This is a genomic window from Streptomyces sp. NBC_00873 (assembly GCF_045207415.1).
Lineage (GTDB): Bacteria > Actinomycetota > Actinomycetes > Streptomycetales > Streptomycetaceae > Streptomyces.
Window position 1 is genome coordinate 5792860 of sequence record NZ_CP108803.1, and the last position, 17284, is coordinate 5810143.

14 protein-coding genes and 1 pseudogene are annotated in these 17284 nt (G+C 71.3%); 12 read left to right on the forward strand and 3 right to left on the reverse strand.

Annotation, left to right across the window (positions count from 1 at the left end; translation table 11 throughout):
• Window positions 1-33: 33 nt before the first annotated feature.
• Window positions 34-576, reverse strand: coding sequence for a GNAT family N-acetyltransferase (locus OH809_RS26780; protein ID WP_406419953.1), 543 nt, complete (start codon window positions 574-576; stop codon window positions 34-36).
• 120 nt (window positions 577-696) lie between these two features.
• Between OH809_RS26780 and OH809_RS26785 the strand changes: the two genes are divergently transcribed.
• The 6 genes from OH809_RS26785 (at window position 697) to OH809_RS26810 (ending at window position 8123) form a co-directional block, all read left to right on the forward strand.
• Window positions 697-1308 carry a CGNR zinc finger domain-containing protein gene (locus tag OH809_RS26785; RefSeq protein ID WP_406515717.1) on the forward strand — a complete coding sequence of 204 codons (612 nt, stop codon included), beginning with the start codon at window positions 697-699 and terminating at the stop codon, window positions 1306-1308.
• Window positions 1309-1429: 121 nt separating this feature from the next.
• Window positions 1430-2017, forward strand: coding sequence for a sigma-70 family RNA polymerase sigma factor (locus tag OH809_RS26790; RefSeq protein WP_406419949.1), 588 nt, complete (start codon window positions 1430-1432; stop codon window positions 2015-2017).
• The gene (locus OH809_RS26795) at window positions 2014-2949 is read left to right on the forward strand and encodes an anti-sigma factor family protein (protein ID WP_406515718.1); all 936 of its coding nucleotides are present in this window, start codon (window positions 2014-2016) and stop codon (window positions 2947-2949) included. The genes OH809_RS26790 and OH809_RS26795 overlap by 4 nt, the downstream gene beginning before the upstream one ends.
• A gap of 160 nt (window positions 2950-3109) precedes the next feature.
• The gene (locus OH809_RS26800) at window positions 3110-5509 is read left to right on the forward strand and encodes a HelD family protein (protein ID WP_406515719.1); all 2400 of its coding nucleotides are present in this window, start codon (window positions 3110-3112) and stop codon (window positions 5507-5509) included.
• 481 nt (window positions 5510-5990) lie between these two features.
• Window positions 5991-7427 (forward strand): NAD-dependent malic enzyme, encoded by a 1437-nt coding sequence (locus OH809_RS26805; protein ID WP_406515720.1) that lies wholly within the window; start codon window positions 5991-5993, stop codon window positions 7425-7427.
• Window positions 7428-7841: 414 nt separating this feature from the next.
• On the forward strand, window positions 7842-8123 hold the full coding sequence (locus OH809_RS26810; RefSeq protein ID WP_003968811.1) for an HU family DNA-binding protein: 282 nt from the start codon (window positions 7842-7844) through the stop codon (window positions 8121-8123).
• Window positions 8124-8538: 415 nt separating this feature from the next.
• Here OH809_RS26810 and murA read toward each other — a convergent pair whose 3' ends face one another.
• Window positions 8539-9879, reverse strand: coding sequence for a UDP-N-acetylglucosamine 1-carboxyvinyltransferase (gene murA / locus OH809_RS26815; protein ID WP_406419941.1), 1341 nt, complete (start codon window positions 9877-9879; stop codon window positions 8539-8541).
• Window positions 9880-10156: 277 nt separating this feature from the next.
• Between murA and OH809_RS26820 the strand changes: the two genes are divergently transcribed.
• The 6 genes and pseudogenes from OH809_RS26820 (at window position 10157) to OH809_RS26845 (ending at window position 16713) form a co-directional block, all read left to right on the forward strand.
• Window positions 10157-10717: a YqgE/AlgH family protein gene (locus OH809_RS26820; protein ID WP_406419939.1), complete on the forward strand. Its 561-nt coding sequence runs from the start codon at window positions 10157-10159 to the stop codon at window positions 10715-10717.
• Window positions 10718-10746: 29 nt separating this feature from the next.
• The gene (locus OH809_RS26825; protein WP_063756076.1) at window positions 10747-11040 is read left to right on the forward strand and encodes a DUF3039 domain-containing protein; all 294 of its coding nucleotides are present in this window, start codon (window positions 10747-10749) and stop codon (window positions 11038-11040) included.
• A 297-nt stretch (window positions 11041-11337) separates the two neighbouring features.
• Window positions 11338-11633, forward strand: a pseudogene (locus OH809_RS26830) (family 20 glycosylhydrolase); the annotation flags it as partial.
• 318 nt (window positions 11634-11951) lie between these two features.
• Window positions 11952-12848 (forward strand): FAD binding domain-containing protein, encoded by an 897-nt coding sequence (locus OH809_RS26835; protein ID WP_406419937.1) that lies wholly within the window; start codon window positions 11952-11954, stop codon window positions 12846-12848.
• Complete coding sequence (locus OH809_RS26840; protein WP_406419935.1) at window positions 12845-14389, forward strand: 2Fe-2S iron-sulfur cluster-binding protein; 1545 nt, start codon at window positions 12845-12847, stop codon at window positions 14387-14389. Before OH809_RS26835 ends, OH809_RS26840 begins: the two co-directional genes overlap by 4 nt.
• Window positions 14386-16713: a xanthine dehydrogenase family protein molybdopterin-binding subunit gene (locus OH809_RS26845; RefSeq protein ID WP_406419933.1), complete on the forward strand. Its 2328-nt coding sequence runs from the start codon at window positions 14386-14388 to the stop codon at window positions 16711-16713. Before OH809_RS26840 ends, OH809_RS26845 begins: the two co-directional genes overlap by 4 nt.
• Before the next feature lie 134 nt (window positions 16714-16847).
• On the opposite strand, the gene OH809_RS26850 is transcribed toward OH809_RS26845, so the two are convergent.
• Complete coding sequence (locus OH809_RS26850) at window positions 16848-17255, reverse strand: hypothetical protein (protein WP_406419931.1); 408 nt, start codon at window positions 17253-17255, stop codon at window positions 16848-16850.
• Window positions 17256-17284: the final 29 nt, after the last annotated feature.

Consider the following 17284-nt stretch of genomic DNA (forward strand, 5'->3'; position numbering starts at 1 on the left):
CCGTCGGCTCTGCGCGCCCCGCCCCGCCCTGGCCTACGCCGCGTGCCGGACGTGCAGATGCCCGTCGAGCGGCCACGGCGCGCGGGCCGGGAGGATCTCCGCGAAGGCGTATCCGCACTTGACCGCGACCCGGCACGAGGCTTTGTTGTCCTCCTGGTGGATCAGTTCGAGTCGTCGAAGGCCGTCCGCGGCGAAGGCGGTGAACGCCCAGCCGGTGAGCGCTTCGACCGACTGCGGGGCGATCCCGCGCCCGCGCGCCCACACCGCCGTCCAGTAGCCGACCTCGGCCGAACCGGATCCGGGGTGCGGGTACTTCAGCTCCACATCGCCGACCACTTCGTCACCGCGCTCCGTGTCGACGACGGCGAAGCTGAACCGGGTGCCGGTCTCCCGGCCCTCGGCCTGCACCCGCAGCCAGCGTTCCGCGTCCGCCTCGTCCGCGACGAGATGCCACAGCCGGTTGCGCATCGTCGGATCGCGATACGCCTCGACCAGCGCCGGTATGTCGTCCTGGCGCCAGGGCCGCAGCAGCAGGGGTCCGGCCGAGAAGGCGGCCGCGCGGAGATCCTCGCTCATGATCTCACCGTACGCGGTGAGTTCGGCGGCGGCCCGCGTGGTGGGAGGGGTTACGGGCCGGGCCGCCGAGGGGCACTCTGGTGGTGGCTCCACCGGCGACCCCGAGGCGGTGACATGCGCATGGCGGCGGGCAGAGGCTCGTGCGACTGGCGTTTCGACTCCGGGCGGCTCTGCCTGGACCTGGTGGCGACGGGGGTCGGAACCTCCGGCGCCTGCGAACTGCTCGACGGGACCGACCGGCTTGCCGACTGGCTGGTGGCCGCCGGACTCGTCCCGAAGGGCACATGTCTCGACGGCGTCGACGAAACCTGGCTGCTGAGCTTCCGCCTGCTGCGGGCGGGCGTCGACCGGCTGCTGACCGCCGAGCTCGGCGGCCGCGGCGCCGAGGGCGTGTTGGAGCGGGTCAATGAACTCGCCGCCGCGCCGCCGCCGGGACTGCGGGCCGTGCGCGCCGGGAACGGCGTTCTGGTACGGGCGTTCAGTGCCGAGCCCGAGTGCGGGGCGCTGATGGCCGCCGTCGCCCGCGACGTCGTGGAACTCCTGACGGACCCGGAGGCCCGGGCCGGGCTCCGCCGCTGCGAGGCAGACAACTGCCGACGGCTCTACCTCGACACGTCACGGGGGAGGCGCCGCCGCTGGTGTTCCAGCGAGGTGTGCGGGAACCGGGAGCGGGTGGCCCGGCACCGGCGGCGGGCGGCGGCGCTCGCCGCCCCGGCGGATGTGTCCGCGTGAACCATCGCGCACAGGCACATCGTGCCCACGTGAAAAATCTCGAACTGCTTTGAATGGATCGCGGCCTGCCCCCGTATTCGAGGACCAAGGAGCTCTACAGGGTCTCGACCGGGAGGTTCGGGTGCGCAAGGATGCGGCCGTGGCCGATGACCGTCCGCACAGGGCTCGACATCGCAGTGAACCGCCCGCGTCACCCTCCGCCGTTTTGGACGAGGAGCTGATGCGGGCGCTCTACCGCGAACACGCCGGACCGTTGCTGGCGTATGTGCTCCGCCTTGTCGCCGGCGACCGTCAGCGTGCCGAGGACGTGGTGCAGGAAACGCTCATCCGTGCCTGGAAGAACGCCGGTCAGCTCAACCGGGCGACCGGCTCTGTCCGCCCCTGGCTGGTGACGGTCGCCCGGCGCATCGTCATCGACGGCCACCGCGGCCGGCAGGCCCGGCCGCACGAGGTCGATCCGTCGCCGCTGGAGGTCCTTCCCGCGGAGGACGAGATTGACAAGGCGTTGTGGCTGATGACGCTCTCGGATGCGCTCGACGATTTGACCCCTGCCCATCGGGAAGCATTGGTCGAGACCTACTTCAGGGGACGTACGGTCAATGAGGCCGCCGAGGTGCTCGGCATACCCAGCGGCACGGTGCGGTCCCGGGTCTTCTACGCACTGCGCTCGATGAAGCTCGCACTCGAAGAGAGGGGGATCACGGCATGAGCGACCACGAGTGGGAGCCTTTCGGGCCCCGGCCGACCGGTCCCTCCAGCCCCTCCGGCCCCACAGGTCCGCGTGGCCGCCCCGTGTTCCCCGGCGGTCCGGGCGGCTTCGGCGGTCCCGATGACTTCGGCGGTCTCGGCGGACGCGGCAGTTCTGGTTCCGGCGCGGCGGTGGAAGGGCCGGAGCACGACGCCGCCGGTGCGTACGTCCTGGGCATCCTGGACGACGCCGAAGCGTCCGCCTTCGAAGCGCATCTGGTGGGCTGCGCGCTCTGCGCCGCCCATCTCGACGAGTTCGCCGGGATGGAACCCGTGCTCGCGACGCTCGCCGAGGCCCCCGCCACCGTGGCGGGCGCCCGTCACGTCCCGTACGTCCCGGAGCCGTCCGCACCCCGAGTGCTCGACCGGCTGGTCGACGAGGTCGCGGCCGAACGGGCCCGGCGCAAGCGCCGCGGCATGTATCTGGTGGCGGCGGCAGCGGCGCTGATCATCGGTGGTCCGGTCGTCGCGGTCATGGCCACCGGCGGTGACAGCGGCACGACCCAGGCGGCCGACCCGCACCCCACCAGCCCCGCCGATGACGCGTTTTTCCACCACATGCAGGAGAAGGTGCAGGCGACCGACCCCACCACCAAGGTCGCCGCCACCGTCGGCATGGAGAAGAAGGCGTGGGGCACGCACACGGTGCTGGAGCTCAAGAACGTCAGGGGTCCGGAGAAGTGCTACCTGATCGCCGTGTCCAAGAGCGGCGAGGAGGAGGTCGTCACCTCCTGGACCGTCCCGAAGTGGGGGTACGGCATCAAGGACTCCACGCACCCGACCGCGAAGTACCCGCTCTACGTCCACGGCGGCGCGGCGATGGACCGCGCCGACATCGACCATTTCGAGGTGCGGACCTTCGACGGCAAGCGGCTGGTGGACATCGACGCGTAGGGGCGGCAGCAGGAAATCGGGCCGTGGACGCACCCGCCATGAGGGTCCGAGGCGCAATCGATATCTGCGACGCGCATGATCCGGCCCCGCTGCAGGTGCGCGGCGGGCCCCCTTCGCATAAGGTTGACGGCTGCCCAATGCACGTCAGAAGGGGGCCTCGGTGGCCGCGCAGGATGCCGCTGTCGATTCGTTGCGGGACCGGGAAATCGGTGTCGAGCAGGAACATCTCGACCGTGTTTATCACCGCCTTGAGGAGAAGATCCACGAGGCGGAATTCCTCATGAACGATGCCGTCAAGCGCGGCCAGGTCGGGACCCCGGGTGCGTTCGCCGAGCGCGACGCCCAGGTGTTCCGGGCCGGAATCCACCTCAACCGGCTGAACAGCGAGTTCGAGGACTTCCTCTTCGGGAGGATCGATCTGCTGCTCGGCAAGGACGGTGAGCGCGGCCCGGACGGCGCGTACACCTCCGTCGAACCGGCCGACGACGCCGTACGCGACGGCAGCACCGCCGACATCGCGGAGACGCTCCACATCGGCCGGATCGGGGTCCTCGACTCCGACTACGCTCCGCTGGTCATCGACTGGCGGGCACCGGCCGCCGCGCCGTTCTACCGGTCGACGCCGAAGGATCCGGGCCGGGTGGTACGCCGCCGGGTCATCCGCTCCAAGGGCCGCAAGGTCCTCGGGGTCGAGGACGACCTGATGCGCCCGGAGCTGACCGCGTACAAGGACGGCCACAAGCTGCCCGTGATCGGCGACGGCGCGCTGATGGCAGCGCTCGGCCAGGCCCGCAGCCACACCATGCGGGACATCGTCTCCTCCATCCAGGCCGAGCAGGACCTGGTCATCCGGGCGCCCGCCGCCTCCGTCACCGAGGTCTCCGGCGGCCCCGGCACCGGCAAGACCGCCGTGGCCCTGCACCGTGCCGCGTACCTGCTCTACCAGGACCGGCGGCGGTACGCGGGCGGCATCCTCGTCGTCTCACCGACCCCGCTCCTCGTCGCGTACACCGAAGGGGTGCTGCCCTCGCTGGGAGAGGAGGGGCAGGTCGCGATCCGTGCGGTCGGCTCGCTCTCCGACGAGGCTGCGGGTGTCGAGGGCGCCACCACGTACGACGAACCGGCCGTCGCGCGGATCAAGGGCTCCTCCCGGATGCTCCAGGTGCTGCGCAAGGCGGCCCGCGGGGCACTGGAACAGCCGCGGACCCCGGGCGCGCCGCAGAACGAGCAGGACGGCCAGCTGTCGTTCGGTGAGCCCGACGAGTCCGGGGGCGGGGCTGTCGCGCCCCTCACCACCCCCACCCGGCTGCGCGTCGTCGCCTTCGGCGCCCGCGTGGAGCTGAACGCCGACGAGCTGCACCGCATCCGGCAGTCCGTCCTCGGCGGCACCGCCCCGGTCAACCTGCTGCGCCCGCGTGCCCGCAGGCTGCTCCTGGACGCCCTGTGGAACAAGTCCTCCGGTCGGGGCCGCTACACCGACCCGGAACTCGCCGCGGAACTGCGTACCTCCTTCGACGAGGACGTCTCCACCGAGACGCCGTTCCTGGAGTTCCTGAACGCCTGGTGGCCCGAGCTCACCCCGCGCGGGGTGCTCGCCGCGATGGCCGACGAGAAGCGGCTCGGCCGGTGGGCGCGCCGGGTCCTCAACCAGGGCGAGGTGCGCCGCCTCGCCCGCTCGCTGAAGCGGCTGGACAGCGCCGGCCAGGGCCCCCTGTCCGTGCACGACGTGGCGATCCTCGACGAGCTGCACACGCTGCTCGGCACCCCGCACCGGCCGAAGAAGAAGCGCGAGTTCGATCCGCTGGACCAGCTCTCCGGTCTGGAGGAGCTGATGCCGCAGCGCGAGGAGACCCAGCGCGAGCGGGCCGAGCGGCTCGCGGCGGAGCGCACGGAGTACACGCACGTCATCGTCGACGAGGCGCAGGACCTGACGCCCATGCAGTGGCGCATGGTCGGCCGCCGCGGCCGTATGGCCACCTGGACGATCGTCGGCGACCCGGCGCAGTCCTCCTGGTCGGATCCGGACGAGGCGGCGGAGGCGCGCGACGAGGCGCTCGGCAGGCGCCCGCGCCGCCACTTCACGCTCACCGTCAACTACCGCAACCCGGCGGAGATCGCGGAGCTCGCGTCAAAGGTGCTGGCGCTCGCGATGCCCGGCATGGAGTCCCCGGCCGCGGTCCGCTCGACGGGCGTGCAGCCCCGCTTCGTGGCCCTGCGCGACGGCGATCCGGCCGGGACCGTACGGGAGGAGGCGCGGCGGCTCCTCGGCGAGGTGGACGGCACGGTCGGTGTCGTCGTCGCGATGCACCGGCGCGCGCAGGTCCGGAAGTGGCTCGCGGAGCTCGGCGACCGGGTGGTGGCGCTGGGAAGCCTGGAGGCGAAGGGCCTGGAGTACGACGCCACGGTGGTCGTCTCACCGGCCGAGATCGCGGACGAGTCACCGGCCGGTCTGCGGGTGCTGTACGTGGCGCTGACCCGGGCGACGCAGCAGCTGACCGTGGTGTCGGGGGAGCGGGACCTGCCCGACGAGGACGGTGTGCCGGACCTGCTGAGGGACTGAGAGGCTGTCGGGCTGCCTCTGATCGGTCGGGCGAAGGCAGCCCGACAGCCTCTGAGCCGGAGGGGGCGGGCGGATACCGGCGGGGAGAAGTCAACCCGCGATGGGGGAATCACTTCTCCGGGGTCTTTGTTAGCCTGGTGTCGGCACCGGCTCGATCCAAGCCCCCGGGCCCAACCTTCGTCGCCACGAGCGACCACTTGCCGCGAGGCGAGCATGGCGGGTCGGTGCTGCTCAAGTGAAAAGACAGACCCGCGTCACCTTCCGGTGGCGCGGGTCTGTTCTTGTTTGTGGCCCTGGCGTGTCCGTCGCCCCGGTTGGGGGTTCCACTCAACACTCTTTATCTCGTATGGTGGAAACTACTTTTCGAAACGTGGCAGTCATTACCGGCTACCCGTCAGTAGGTGCGAATATCGGGAAGCGTGTCCGAGGCGAACGCCCCGGCCGCGTGGCAATGAAGCTAGGGAAAGCGAAGGACTCGGCCATGGCAACGGCGCCCAGCGTCTCGTACTCGATGACGGTCAGGCTGGAGGTGCCCGCGAGCGGCACAGCGGTCTCCCAGCTCACCACGGCCGTGGAGTCCTCCGGCGGTTCGGTCACCGGCCTCGACGTGACCGCTTCCGGTCACGAAAAGCTCCGGATCGACGTCACCATCGCGGCCTCCTCCACCTCGCACGCGGAAGAGATCGTCGAAGGTCTGCGCGACATCGAGGGTGTCGTGCTGGGCAAGGTCTCCGACCGTACGTTCCTGATGCACCTCGGCGGCAAGATCGAGATGGCGTCCAAGCACCCCATCCGCAACCGTGACGACCTCTCGATGATCTACACCCCGGGTGTGGCGCGGGTCTGCATGGCGATCGCCGAGAACCCCGAGGACGCCCGCCGCCTCACCATCAAGCGCAACTCCGTCGCAGTTGTGACGGACGGCTCCGCGGTGCTCGGTCTCGGCAACATCGGCCCGATGGCGGCCCTGCCGGTCATGGAGGGCAAGGCGGCCCTCTTCAAGCGGTTCGCCGGCATCGACGCCTGGCCGATCTGCCTGGACACCCAGGACACCGACGCGATCGTCGAGATCGTCAAGGCGATCGCCCCCGGCTTCGCGGGCATCAACCTGGAGGACATCTCCGCACCCCGCTGCTTCGAGATCGAGGCACGGCTGCGCGAGGCCCTCGACATCCCCGTCTTCCACGACGACCAGCACGGCACCGCGATCGTCGTCCTGGCCTCGCTGACCAACGCACTGCGCGTGGTGGGCAAGGGAATTGGGGACGTACGGGTCGTCATGTCGGGCGCCGGAGCGGCCGGTACGGCCATCCTGAAGCTGCTCATCGCCGCGGGCGTCAAGCACGCTGTCGTCGCCGACATCCACGGTGTGGTGCACGCGGGCCGCGAGGACCTGGTATCCGCCGACGCCGATTCGCCGCTGCGCTGGATCGCCGAGAACACCAACCCCGAGTCGATGACCGGCACCCTCAAGCAGGCGGTCGTGGGCGCCGACGTCTTCATCGGCGTCTCCGCCCCGAACGTGCTGGACGGCGACGACATCGCGGCGATGGCGGACGACGCGATCGTGTTCGCGCTCGCGAACCCGGACCCCGAGGTGGACCCGGCAATCGCCCGCCAGACCGCAGCAGTTGTCGCCACCGGCCGCTCCGATTTCCCGAACCAGATCAACAACGTGCTGGTCTTCCCGGGCGTCTTCCGCGGTCTGCTGGACGCTCAGTCCCGCACGGTCAACACGGAGATGATGCTGGCCGCTGCCCGCGCCCTCGCCGACGTCGTCGCCGAGGACGAGCTGAACGCCAACTACATCATCCCGTCGGTCTTCAACGAGAGGGTCGCGGGAGCGGTTGCCGGAGCCGTCCGGAACGCCGCGAAGGGCGCCGGGGGCGCTGTGACGGGCCTGGGGGACCTCGGCTGAACCACCCACTCACAGAACCCACCACGGCCCCTGCCGGCGTCGCCCACGGCCGCGGTGCCCCCCACGTTGGCCTGACCGACGGCGCGTCGCGTGTCGCGGCACCCCAAACGCCCCTTTAGGGTGGGCGGGCAGCGAGCCCCGCAGAAGTCCGCACCCGCTGCGGACCGCTTCAGGGAGTCGACGGAACGTCACCACGACGAGGCAGTGGCGCTTTTCGTGTGACTCCGGAGGGTGCCGGATTGGCTTTCCCGCCGCAGGTGGGGGCAGGATGCTTCCCCAAGGACTACGTCCAGGGGAGACCCCACAAGGCGCGAGGTCTAATGACAGACCCGGTTTCGGGGACTGTCCGAGGGCCCTGGCAGCATCGGCTTCGATCTCACGCCTCACAGGCAAGAAGAACACGGGAGTAACAACATGAACCGCAGTGAGCTGGTGGCCGCCCTGGCCGACCGCGCCGAGGTGACCCGCAAGGACGCCGACGCCGTTCTGGCCGCGCTCGCCGAGACCGTCGGTGAGATCGTCGCCAAGGGCGACGAGAAGGTCACCATCCCCGGCTTCCTGACCTTCGAGCGCACCCACCGTGCCGCTCGCACCGCTCGTAACCCGCAGACCGGCGACCCGATCAACATCCCGGCCGGCTACAGCGTGAAGGTCTCCGCGGGCTCGAAGCTCAAGGAAGCCGCCAAGGGCAAGTAGGACCTGTAGGCGCGACGGAGGGCGGTCACCCCGACCAGGGTGACCGCCCTCCGTCGTACCGCCCGCAGAAGCGGCCCTGAGAGGCTGTCGGGCTGCCTTCGATCGGGAAGCATGCGTGCCGGGGCACGGCCGCCCGATCAGAGGCAGCCCGACAGCCTCTAACGACCTCGGGGGAAATGGGGAGTGGATCAAGGAGCGGCGTTTGGTGCGTGCGATCGCAAGGCGCCGGGATGGCCTCGTAGCGGAGCTACTAGGACATTTCGGCAACGCCGCGAGCGTGCGTGCCAGGCGTCGCGACGCCGCTCACTATTTCTCCCGAGGTCGTAAGCCCTCCGGCGGCCGCCGGACCCTTCCGGCGATCGAAAACGGGGGCCCGGGGGCAGTGCCCCCGAACCCCCGCTCCGGCTCTCGGCCGTCAGACCAGCGAGCCGCCCGGCAGCTCGACCTTCGCTCCGAGCCTCTCCAGCTTCTCCATGAAGTTCTCGTAGCCACGGTTGATCAGATCGATCCCGTGCACCCGCGAGGTCCCCTGTGCCGCCAGCGCGGCGATCAGGTACGAGAAACCGCCACGCAGGTCAGGGATGACCAGATCCGCGCCCTGCAGCTTCGTCGGGCCGGAGACGACCGCCGAGTGCAGGAAGTTCCGCTGGCCGAAGCGGCAGTCGGAGCCGCCCAGGCACTCGCGGTAGAGCTGGATGTGCGCGCCCATCTGGTTGAGCGCGGAGGTGAACCCGAGCCGGGACTCGTACACCGTCTCGTGGACGATGGACAGCCCCGTGGCCTGCGTCAGCGCCACGACGAGCGGCTGCTGCCAGTCCGTCTGGAAGCCGGGGTGCACGTCCGTCTCCAGGGCAATGGCGTTCAGCGCGCCGCCCGGGTGCCAGAAGCGGATGCCCTCGTCGTCGATCTCGAAGGCGCCGCCGACCCGGCGGAAGGTGTTGAGGAACGTCATCATCGAGCGCTGCTGTGCGCCCCGTACGTAGATGTTGCCCTCGGTCGCCAGCGCCGCGGACGCCCAGGAGGCCGCCTCCAGGCGGTCCGGGATCGCCCGGTGCGTGTACCCGTCGAGCCGGTCGACGCCCGTGATCCGGATGGTCCGGTCGGTGTCCATGGAGATGATCGCGCCCATCTTCTGCAGTACGCAGATGAGGTCCTCGATCTCCGGCTCCACGGCCGCGTTGGACAGCTCGGTGACACCCTCGGCGAGCACCGCCGTCAGCAGCACCTGCTCGGTGGAGCCCACCGACGGGTACGGCAGCCGGATCTTCGTGCCGCGCAGCCGCTGCGGGGCCTCCAGGTACTGGCCGTCGGCCCGCTTCTCGATCGTCGCGCCGAACTGCCGCAGCACGTCGAAGTGGAAGTCGATCGGCCGTCCGCCGATGTCGCAGCCGCCGAGTCCCGGAATGAAGGCGTGGCCCAGCCGGTGCAGCAGCGGGCCGCAGAACAGGATCGGGATGCGTGACGAGCCCGCGTGGGCATCGATGTCAGCGACGTTGGCGCTCTCGACATGGGTGGGGTCCAGGATCAGCTCGCCCGGCTCGTCGCCGGGCCGGACCGTCACACCGTGCAACTGCAGCAGCCCCCGCACGACCCGCACATCGCGGATGTCGGGCACATTGCGCAGCCGGCTGGGCCCGCTGCCGAGCAGCGCGGCGACCATTGCCTTCGGCACCAGGTTCTTGGCGCCTCGGACGCGGATCTCGCCCTCCAGCGGGGTTCCGCCGTGGACAAGCAGGACATCGTCTGTGCCGGTCATGAATCTCGCGTTCCGGAGTGGTCGGGCAGGGGGCCAACCGAAAGGGTAATGGCCCCCCACCCCCGTTCCATAAGGCGGCGGGGGGTGTACGAACGTCATGAATCAGCCACAACACGCTCTGCTCGCCACGCCTCGCGGAGGGTCACCGCCCACACGTGCCTCCCGGGCTGCGCGCTCCCCACGCACCCGCGCGCCCTGAGCTGCGCTCGGGCTCCCGCGCCGAGCCGACGCGTCACTTGATCCCCACGGAGGGCGAAGATGCGGGATCATTTCTGCCATGACCGAGGTGTCCTCGCTCACAGGGCGACTGCTCGTGGCCACACCCACCCTCGCGGACCCGAATTTCGACCGCGCGGTGGTGCTGCTCCTCGACCACGACGAGGAGGGCTCACTCGGCGTCGTCCTGAACCGCCCGACCCCCGTCGGCGTCGGCGACATCCTCGAGCCCTGGGCCGGCCTGACCGGCGAACCGGACGTCGTCTTCCAGGGCGGTCCGGTCTCCCTCGACTCGGCGCTCGGCGTCGCGGTGATCCCCGGCGACGAGGGGCCGCTCGGCTGGCGCAGGGTGTACGGGGCGATCGGCCTGGTGGACCTGGAGGCGCCGCCGGAGCTGCTGGCCGCGGCGCTCGGCTCGCTGCGGATCTTCGCGGGGTACGCGGGCTGGGGCCCCGGGCAGCTGGAGACGGAGTTGACCGAGGGCGCCTGGTACGTCGTGGAGTCGGAGCCCGGAGACGTGTCCTCGCCCTGTCCGGAACATCTGTGGCGGGCGGTCCTGCGCCGTCAGCGCAGCGAACTCGCCATGATCGCGACCTACCCGGACGACCCTTCGCTCAACTGAACCGCGGGGCTTTCAGTACCCTTGCTGTTATGAGCACTCTTGAGCCCGAGCGCGGGGCAGGTACGGGGACCCTCGTAGAGCCGACGCCGCAGGTGTCGAGCGGCGACGGCGACCACGAGCGCTACGCCCATTACGTCCAGAAGGACAAGATCATGGCGAGTGCCCTGGAGGGCACCCCCGTGGTCGCACTGTGCGGGAAGGTCTGGGTGCCGGGGCGCGACCCCAAGAAGTATCCGGTCTGTCCCATGTGCAAGGAGATCTACGAGTCCATGGGCGCCGGTGGCGACAAGGACAAGGGCAAGGGCGGCAAGGACAAGAAGTAGTCCGTCCGCAGACCGTTCGGGCCGAGGCCCCCGGAGCGCGCTGAAGCGCGCCCCGGGGGTTCTGCGTGCAGCCGTGTCATTCCCGTATGCGGTGCGCGGGCTGTACCGGCGCCCATGCGCGGCACGGGTGAGCCGCCGGGCCCGGTCGAGGTGTCGTCCGCGTCCCGTGCGAGAGCCGTGGGCCGGGGGTGCGGCCCTTGCCGCGGGCCTGCGGTGGGGCACCCACGTGCAGCACGTCATCCCGCCACCACCCGACGAACTCCGCAACACCCAGGATCCCCGGGCCTGACCGACTAGGCGACCCGTCACATCCTGGGCACCCAGGCCGACGTGTGGACCGAGGTCATGCAGAACCGGTCCCGCGTCGACTACCAGGTCTTTCCGCGGCTCGCGGCGTTCGCGGAGGTCGCCTGGTCGCACTGCCCGCCTCCGCCGACCGGGACTTCGCCGGCTTCGAGCGCCGGATGACCGTGCACTATGCCCGACTTGACGCGCTCGGCGTCGATTACCGCCCGCCGGGCGGCCCGTTGCCGTGGCAGAAGCGCCCCGGCATTCTCGGACGTCCGATCGAGGGTGTGCCCCCGAACGTGTGATCCCGCTCGCGGACCGAGGCCCGGCCACCGTGGTTCCTGGGACCGTGGTGGCCGGAAGCGTTCTCGCCGGCCCGCCGGAACCGCGCTTCCCTGGAAGGGAATAAGTCGTACAAGGCTTACCGAAGAGTGGCAATTCGCACTCTGTGCATAAGAAGCGCGAAACGGGAGCATCACCCAGGTCAGGGGCGGATGTGCCCTTCGCGGACCCTCGCGTCGCTCCGATCGGAAGATGTGCCAGAGTTGCCACGTCCGGGCTTTGAGCACGTACCGTACGGCGAAACAAGCGGGACGCCGGGACACCGGGAAGGGGCAGCTGGGTTGACCACGCACGCACCGCAGGCGACGCAGACGGTGACGCTGCCCGCCTCGCTCGACGAGGCCGTGGCGGCACTCGGCGCCATGCCGGCCGCCGTTCCCGTGGCCGGCGGCACGGACCTGATGTCGGCCGTCAACAAGGGGCTGCTGCGCCCCTCCGGACTCGTCGGCCTCGGCCGCGTCAGCGAGCTCCGCGGCTGGCACTACCAGGACGGTCACGCCCTGCTCGGCGCCGGACTCACCCACGCACGCATGGGCCGGCCCGACTTCGCCGCACTGATCCCCGCCCTGGCCGCGTCCGCGCGCGCCGCGGGCCCGCCCCAGATCCGTAACGCCGGGACGCTCGGCGGCAACATCGCCACCGCGGCCCCGACCGGCGACGCACTTCCCGTGCTTGCCGCCCTGGAGGCGGAGCTCGTCATCGCGGGCCCCGACGGCGCCCGCCGCGAGATCCCCGTCTCGCACCTGCTGGCCGGCCGGGAGATGCTCGAACCCGCGGAGCTGATCGCCTTCATCCGCGTACCGCTGCTGCACGCCCCCCAGGTCTTCTTCAAGGCGACCGGCCGCACCGGCCCCGGCCGCGCCACCGCATCCGTCGCGATCGTCCTCGACCCGGCCCGGCGCGGGGTGCGCTGCGCGGTCGGCGCGGTCGCACCGATGCCGTTGCGACCGCTGGAGGCCGAGCGCTGGATCGCCTCGCTGATCGACTGGGACGGCGAACGGGGCCTGGCGCCCGACGCGCTGGCCGCCTTCGGCGAGTACGTCGCCGCCGCGTGCATCCCGGACCAGCCGCCGCCCGCCGACGGGGGAGAGGCGCCACCGCTGCCCCCCGCCGTACTGCATCTGCGGCGCACGGTCGCCGCGCTCGCCCGACGCGCGCTGGGGAGGGCACTGTCGTGAGCAATAGCAACGCCGACAACAGGAACAACGAGGGCCCCGCCGACCGGCACGGCGGCTGGCAGCCGACCGCGCAGGGCGGCGAGTACGACGCCGAGGCGACCGCCTTCGTCCAGCTGCCCCCGGAGGACCTGGCGAACATCCCGCTGGCCGCTCCCGGCCAGGGCTACGTACCGCCGATGATCGTGCCGCTGACCCCCGCGGCCGGGCTCGACCCGGCGGCGACGGGCAGCTGGGTCGTGCAGACGCAGAGCACGCAGGGCCAGGAGACGGAGCAGCAGGCGACGGGCGCGGTGCACTGGCCGGACCCGAACGAGCAGCACCAGCAGCACCAGCAGCACCAGCAGCTTTCGGAGTACCCGCAGCACGAGCAGTACCCGCAGCAGGGCGAGACGTCGGCCTCGACCGCCCAGTGGAACTTTGCCGAGGCGACGGCCGCCGAGACTTCCGGCCACACCGGCCAGTGGACGATCCCGGTCGCGGATGGCGACCTGCCGGAGGAGTCCGGCGAGTTCGCGGCCTCGGCGCCGGCGTCCCAGTGGTACGCGGACCGGACGCCACCGGCCACGCTGCCGGGTGGCGCGCCCGCGCCGTGGGCGACTCAGCCGGAGGCTCCCGAGGTTTCCGACACGGTCGAGACGGTCGAGACGGCCGACACGGTCGAGACGGTCGAGACGGCCGACACGGTCGAGACGGTCGAGACGGCCGACACGGCCGAGACGGCCGCGGAGGGCACGGCGGACACCCCGGCGCCGGGCACGGACCTCACACAGGGCCAGACCCCGGACGCCACCGCGTCGGAAACGGCCGAGCCGCTGACGGAGTCGGTGGCCGACGCCACGGCCACCCCCGAGCAGGCCCTCCCCACCGACCCCTCTCACGACACCACCTTCGACGCCCCCCTCGACGCCCCCCTCGACACCCCCAGCGAGCACCCTTCCGCCTCCTACGTCCTGCATGTGAACGGCGCCGACCGCCCCGTCACGGACGCCTGGATCGGCGAGTCCCTGCTCTACGTGCTCCGCGAGCGTCTCGGCCTCGCCGGAGCCAAGGACGGCTGCTCGCAGGGCGAGTGTGGTGCCTGCAACGTCCAGGTCGACGGCCGCCTCGTCGCCTCCTGTCTGGTCCCCGCGGCCACCGCGGCGGGCAGCGAGGTCCGTACGGTCGAGGGCCTGGCCGTCGACGGCGAGCCGTCCGACGTGCAGCGCGCCCTGGCCGACTGCGGCGCCGTCCAGTGCGGCTTCTGCATCCCCGGCATGGCCATGACCATCCACGACTTGCTGGAGGGCAACCACGCCCCCAGCGAACTGGAGACCCGCCAGGCGCTCTGCGGCAACCTCTGCCGCTGCTCCGGCTACGGCGGCGTCCTGGACGCCGTGAACCAGGTCATCGCGGGCCGCGAGGCGAGCACCGAGGCCACCACGGAGCCCGGCGCCGCCACCGCGTCCGCGGATGCGCATTCCACCGAGGCCCGCATCCCGCACCAGGCGGCGCCCGGTGCCGGTAGTGTCCAGCCCCATCTGCAGGACGGAGGCATGGCGTGAGCAACGACGCAGCCACCGCAACCCACACGGCGCTCACCATTTCGCCGGTGGACGGCCCCGGCGCCGAGCCGCCCGTACTCGGCATCGGCGCCTCGCTGCCGCCCGCCGACACCCGTGCCAAGACCGAGGGCACGTTCCCGTACGCGGCCGACCTCTGGGCCGAGGGACTGCTCTGGGCGGCCGTGCTCCGTTCCCCGCACCCGCACGCCCGCATCCTGTCCATCGACACCACGGGCGCCGCGGAGATGCCCGGCGTTCGTGCGGTCGTCACCCACGAGGACGTCCCCGGCGACGGGGCGTACGGACGCCGGGTCGTCGACCGCCCCGTCTTCGCCTCCGAACTGGTCCGCCACCACGGCGAACCGATCGCCGCGGTCGCCGCCGACCACCCCGACACGGCCCGCCTCGCCGCGGCTGCCATCGTCGTCGAGTACGAGGTCCTCGAACCGGTCACCGACCCGGAGAAGGCGTTCGTCGCGGAGCCCCTGCACCCCGACGGCAACCTCATCCGCCACATCCCGCTGCGCTACGGCGACCCGGACATCACGGGCGACGTCATCGTCGAGGGCCTGTACCGCATCGGCCGCCAGGACCCCGCCCCGATCGGCGCCGAGGCCGGCCTCGCCGTGCCGCGCCCCGACGGCGGTGTGGAGATCTACACCGCCTCCACCGACCCGCACACCGACCGCGACCTCGCCGCCGCCTGCTTCGGCCTCGAACCGGACCGGGTGAAGATCGTCGTCACCGGCGTTCCCGGCGCGACCGGCGACCGCGAGGACCCCGGCTTCCAGCTCCCGCTCGGCCTGCTCGCCCTGCGCACCGGCTGCCCGGTCAAACTGGCCGCCACCCGCGAGGAGTCCTTCCTCGGCCACGCCCACCGCCACCCGACGCTGCTCCGCTACCGCCACCACGCGGACGCAGAAGGCAGGCTGGTCAAGGTCGAGGCACAGATCCTCCTCGACGCGGGCGCGTACGCCGACGCCTCGTCCGAGTCCCTGGCCGCCGCGGTCGCGTTCGCCTGCGGTCCGTACGTCGTCCCGCACGCCTTCATCGAGGGCTGGGCGGTCCGTACGAACAACCCGCCGTCCGGCCATGTGCGCGGCGAGGGTGCCATGCAGGTCTGCGCGGCGTACGAGGGCCAGATGGACAAGCTGGCCGTCAAACTCGGCATCGACCCGGCCGAACTCCGCCTCCGTAACTCGCTCTCCACCGGCGACATCCTCCCGACCGGCCAGACAGTGACGTGCCCCGCGCCCGTGGCCGAACTCCTGTGTGCGGTCCGGGACTTCCCGCTCCCCGCGCTCCCCAAGGACTCCCCGGAGGACGGCTGGCTGCTCCCCGGCGGCCCGGAGGGCGCAGGCGAACCCGGTGCCGTACGCCGCGGCGTCGGCTACGCACTCGGCATGGTCCACATGCTCGGAGCCGAAGGCGCGGACGAGGTCTCCACCGCCACGGTCAGGGTCCACAACGGCGTCGCCACGGTCATCTGCGCCGCGGTCGAAACCGGCCAGGGCTTCAGCACCCTGGCCCGCCAGGTCGTCCAGGAGACCCTGGGCATCGAAGAGGTCCATGTGGCCGCGGTCGACACCGACCAGCCCCCGGCGGGCCCGTCCACACACGGCCGCCACACCTGGGTCTCCGCCGGAGCGGTGGAACGCGCCGCCAAGATGGTCCGCACCCAGCTCCTCCAGCCCCTGGCCCACAAGTTCGGCATGTCCACCGAGCTGCTCCAGATCACGGACGGCAAGATCACCTCGTACGACGGGGTGCTGTCCACGACGGTCACGGAGGCGATGGACGGCAAGGAACTCTGGGCCACCGCCCAGTGCCGCCCCCACCCGACCGAGCCGCTCGACGAGTCCGGCCAGGGCGACGCGTTCGTCGGCCTCGCCTTCTGCGCGATCCGCGCGGTCGTGGACGTCGACATCGAACTCGGGTCGATCCGCGTGGTCGAGATGGCCGTGGCCCAGGACGTGGGCCGGATCCTCAACCCGTCCCAACTGGCGACCCGTATCGAAGCAGGCGTCACCCAGGGCATCGGCGCAGCCCTGACGGAGAACCTCCGCACGACCCGCGGTGTGATCCGCCACCCCGACCTCACGGGTTACGCCCTCCCCACTTCCCTTGACGCCCCCGACATTCGCATTGTCGAACTTGTCGAAGAACGAGACGTAGTAGCCCCCTTCGGCGCCAAGCCGGCTTCCGCGATCCCCGTGGTGACCTCCCCCGCAGCAGTGGCCGCAGCAGTACGAGCCGCCACCGGCCGCCCGATCAACCGCCTTCCGATTCGACCCCAGGCGGCGGTGGCGGCCCCCAAGTCCTGAGCGTGGCGCGATCCCCGGCGTTGCGCTGTGGACCCAGCGGTTCCGGCCGAACGGGCCGGCGGCCAGGGGCCGGGTACCTCGAAGTCATCCGAGGCGAGGGCGTGATCGGTCGTGCGGTCCTACCCGCGCCCGCCTCACCGCTCCTCCGGGGCCAACTGCGCCATCACCAGCCCGTACAGCAGTTCCACGTCCACGAACTCCCCTTCCTTTGGCGGCCCGTACCGCCAGCTCAGTGGATACGTGTTGCCGTCGGGTGCGGGGATTCCCACGTACTGATCACGGACGGCCGGCCCGAAGCACCTGGCACCCGGCGGCCAGTCGTACTCCTTGCTCGACCCGGGCGGGATCAGGAAGTACATCCATCGGCCGCCCGCGATCTCCCGTACGACCGGGCCCGGTTCGCCCTCGGTGAGCGTCCCGAGGTGGTGCAGCACTGCCTCGCCCCGTACGCCCCGCAGCCGGATGGCGTCGAAGTAGATGCCGGTCAGGTGGAGTTGGTGGCCGTCGGCGGGTACCCATTCGGGGCGTTTCTTGCTCGTCATGACTCCAAGGATTCCGATGGCTGCGTAGC

Bases quoted from the DNA above. Each gene is read 5' to 3' on its own strand.
- OH809_RS26850 (WP_406419931.1), bottom strand. From the start codon at position 17,255: ATGACGAGCAAGAAACGCCCCGAATGGGTACCCGCCGACGGCCACCAA.
- OH809_RS26780 (WP_406419953.1), bottom strand. From the start codon at position 576: ATGAGCGAGGATCTCCGCGCGGCCGCCTTCTCGGCCGGACCCCTGCTG.
- OH809_RS26795 (WP_406515718.1), top strand. From the start codon at position 2,014: ATGAGCGACCACGAGTGGGAGCCTTTCGGGCCCCGGCCGACCGGTCCC.
- OH809_RS26785 (WP_406515717.1), top strand. From the start codon at position 697: ATGGCGGCGGGCAGAGGCTCGTGCGACTGGCGTTTCGACTCCGGGCGG.
- OH809_RS26820 (WP_406419939.1), top strand. From the start codon at position 10,157: ATGACCGAGGTGTCCTCGCTCACAGGGCGACTGCTCGTGGCCACACCC.
- OH809_RS26825 (WP_063756076.1), top strand. From the start codon at position 10,747: ATGAGCACTCTTGAGCCCGAGCGCGGGGCAGGTACGGGGACCCTCGTA.
- OH809_RS26805 (WP_406515720.1), top strand. From the start codon at position 5,991: ATGGCAACGGCGCCCAGCGTCTCGTACTCGATGACGGTCAGGCTGGAG.
- OH809_RS26810 (WP_003968811.1), top strand. From the start codon at position 7,842: ATGAACCGCAGTGAGCTGGTGGCCGCCCTGGCCGACCGCGCCGAGGTG.
- murA (WP_406419941.1), bottom strand. From the start codon at position 9,879: ATGACCGGCACAGACGATGTCCTGCTTGTCCACGGCGGAACCCCGCTG.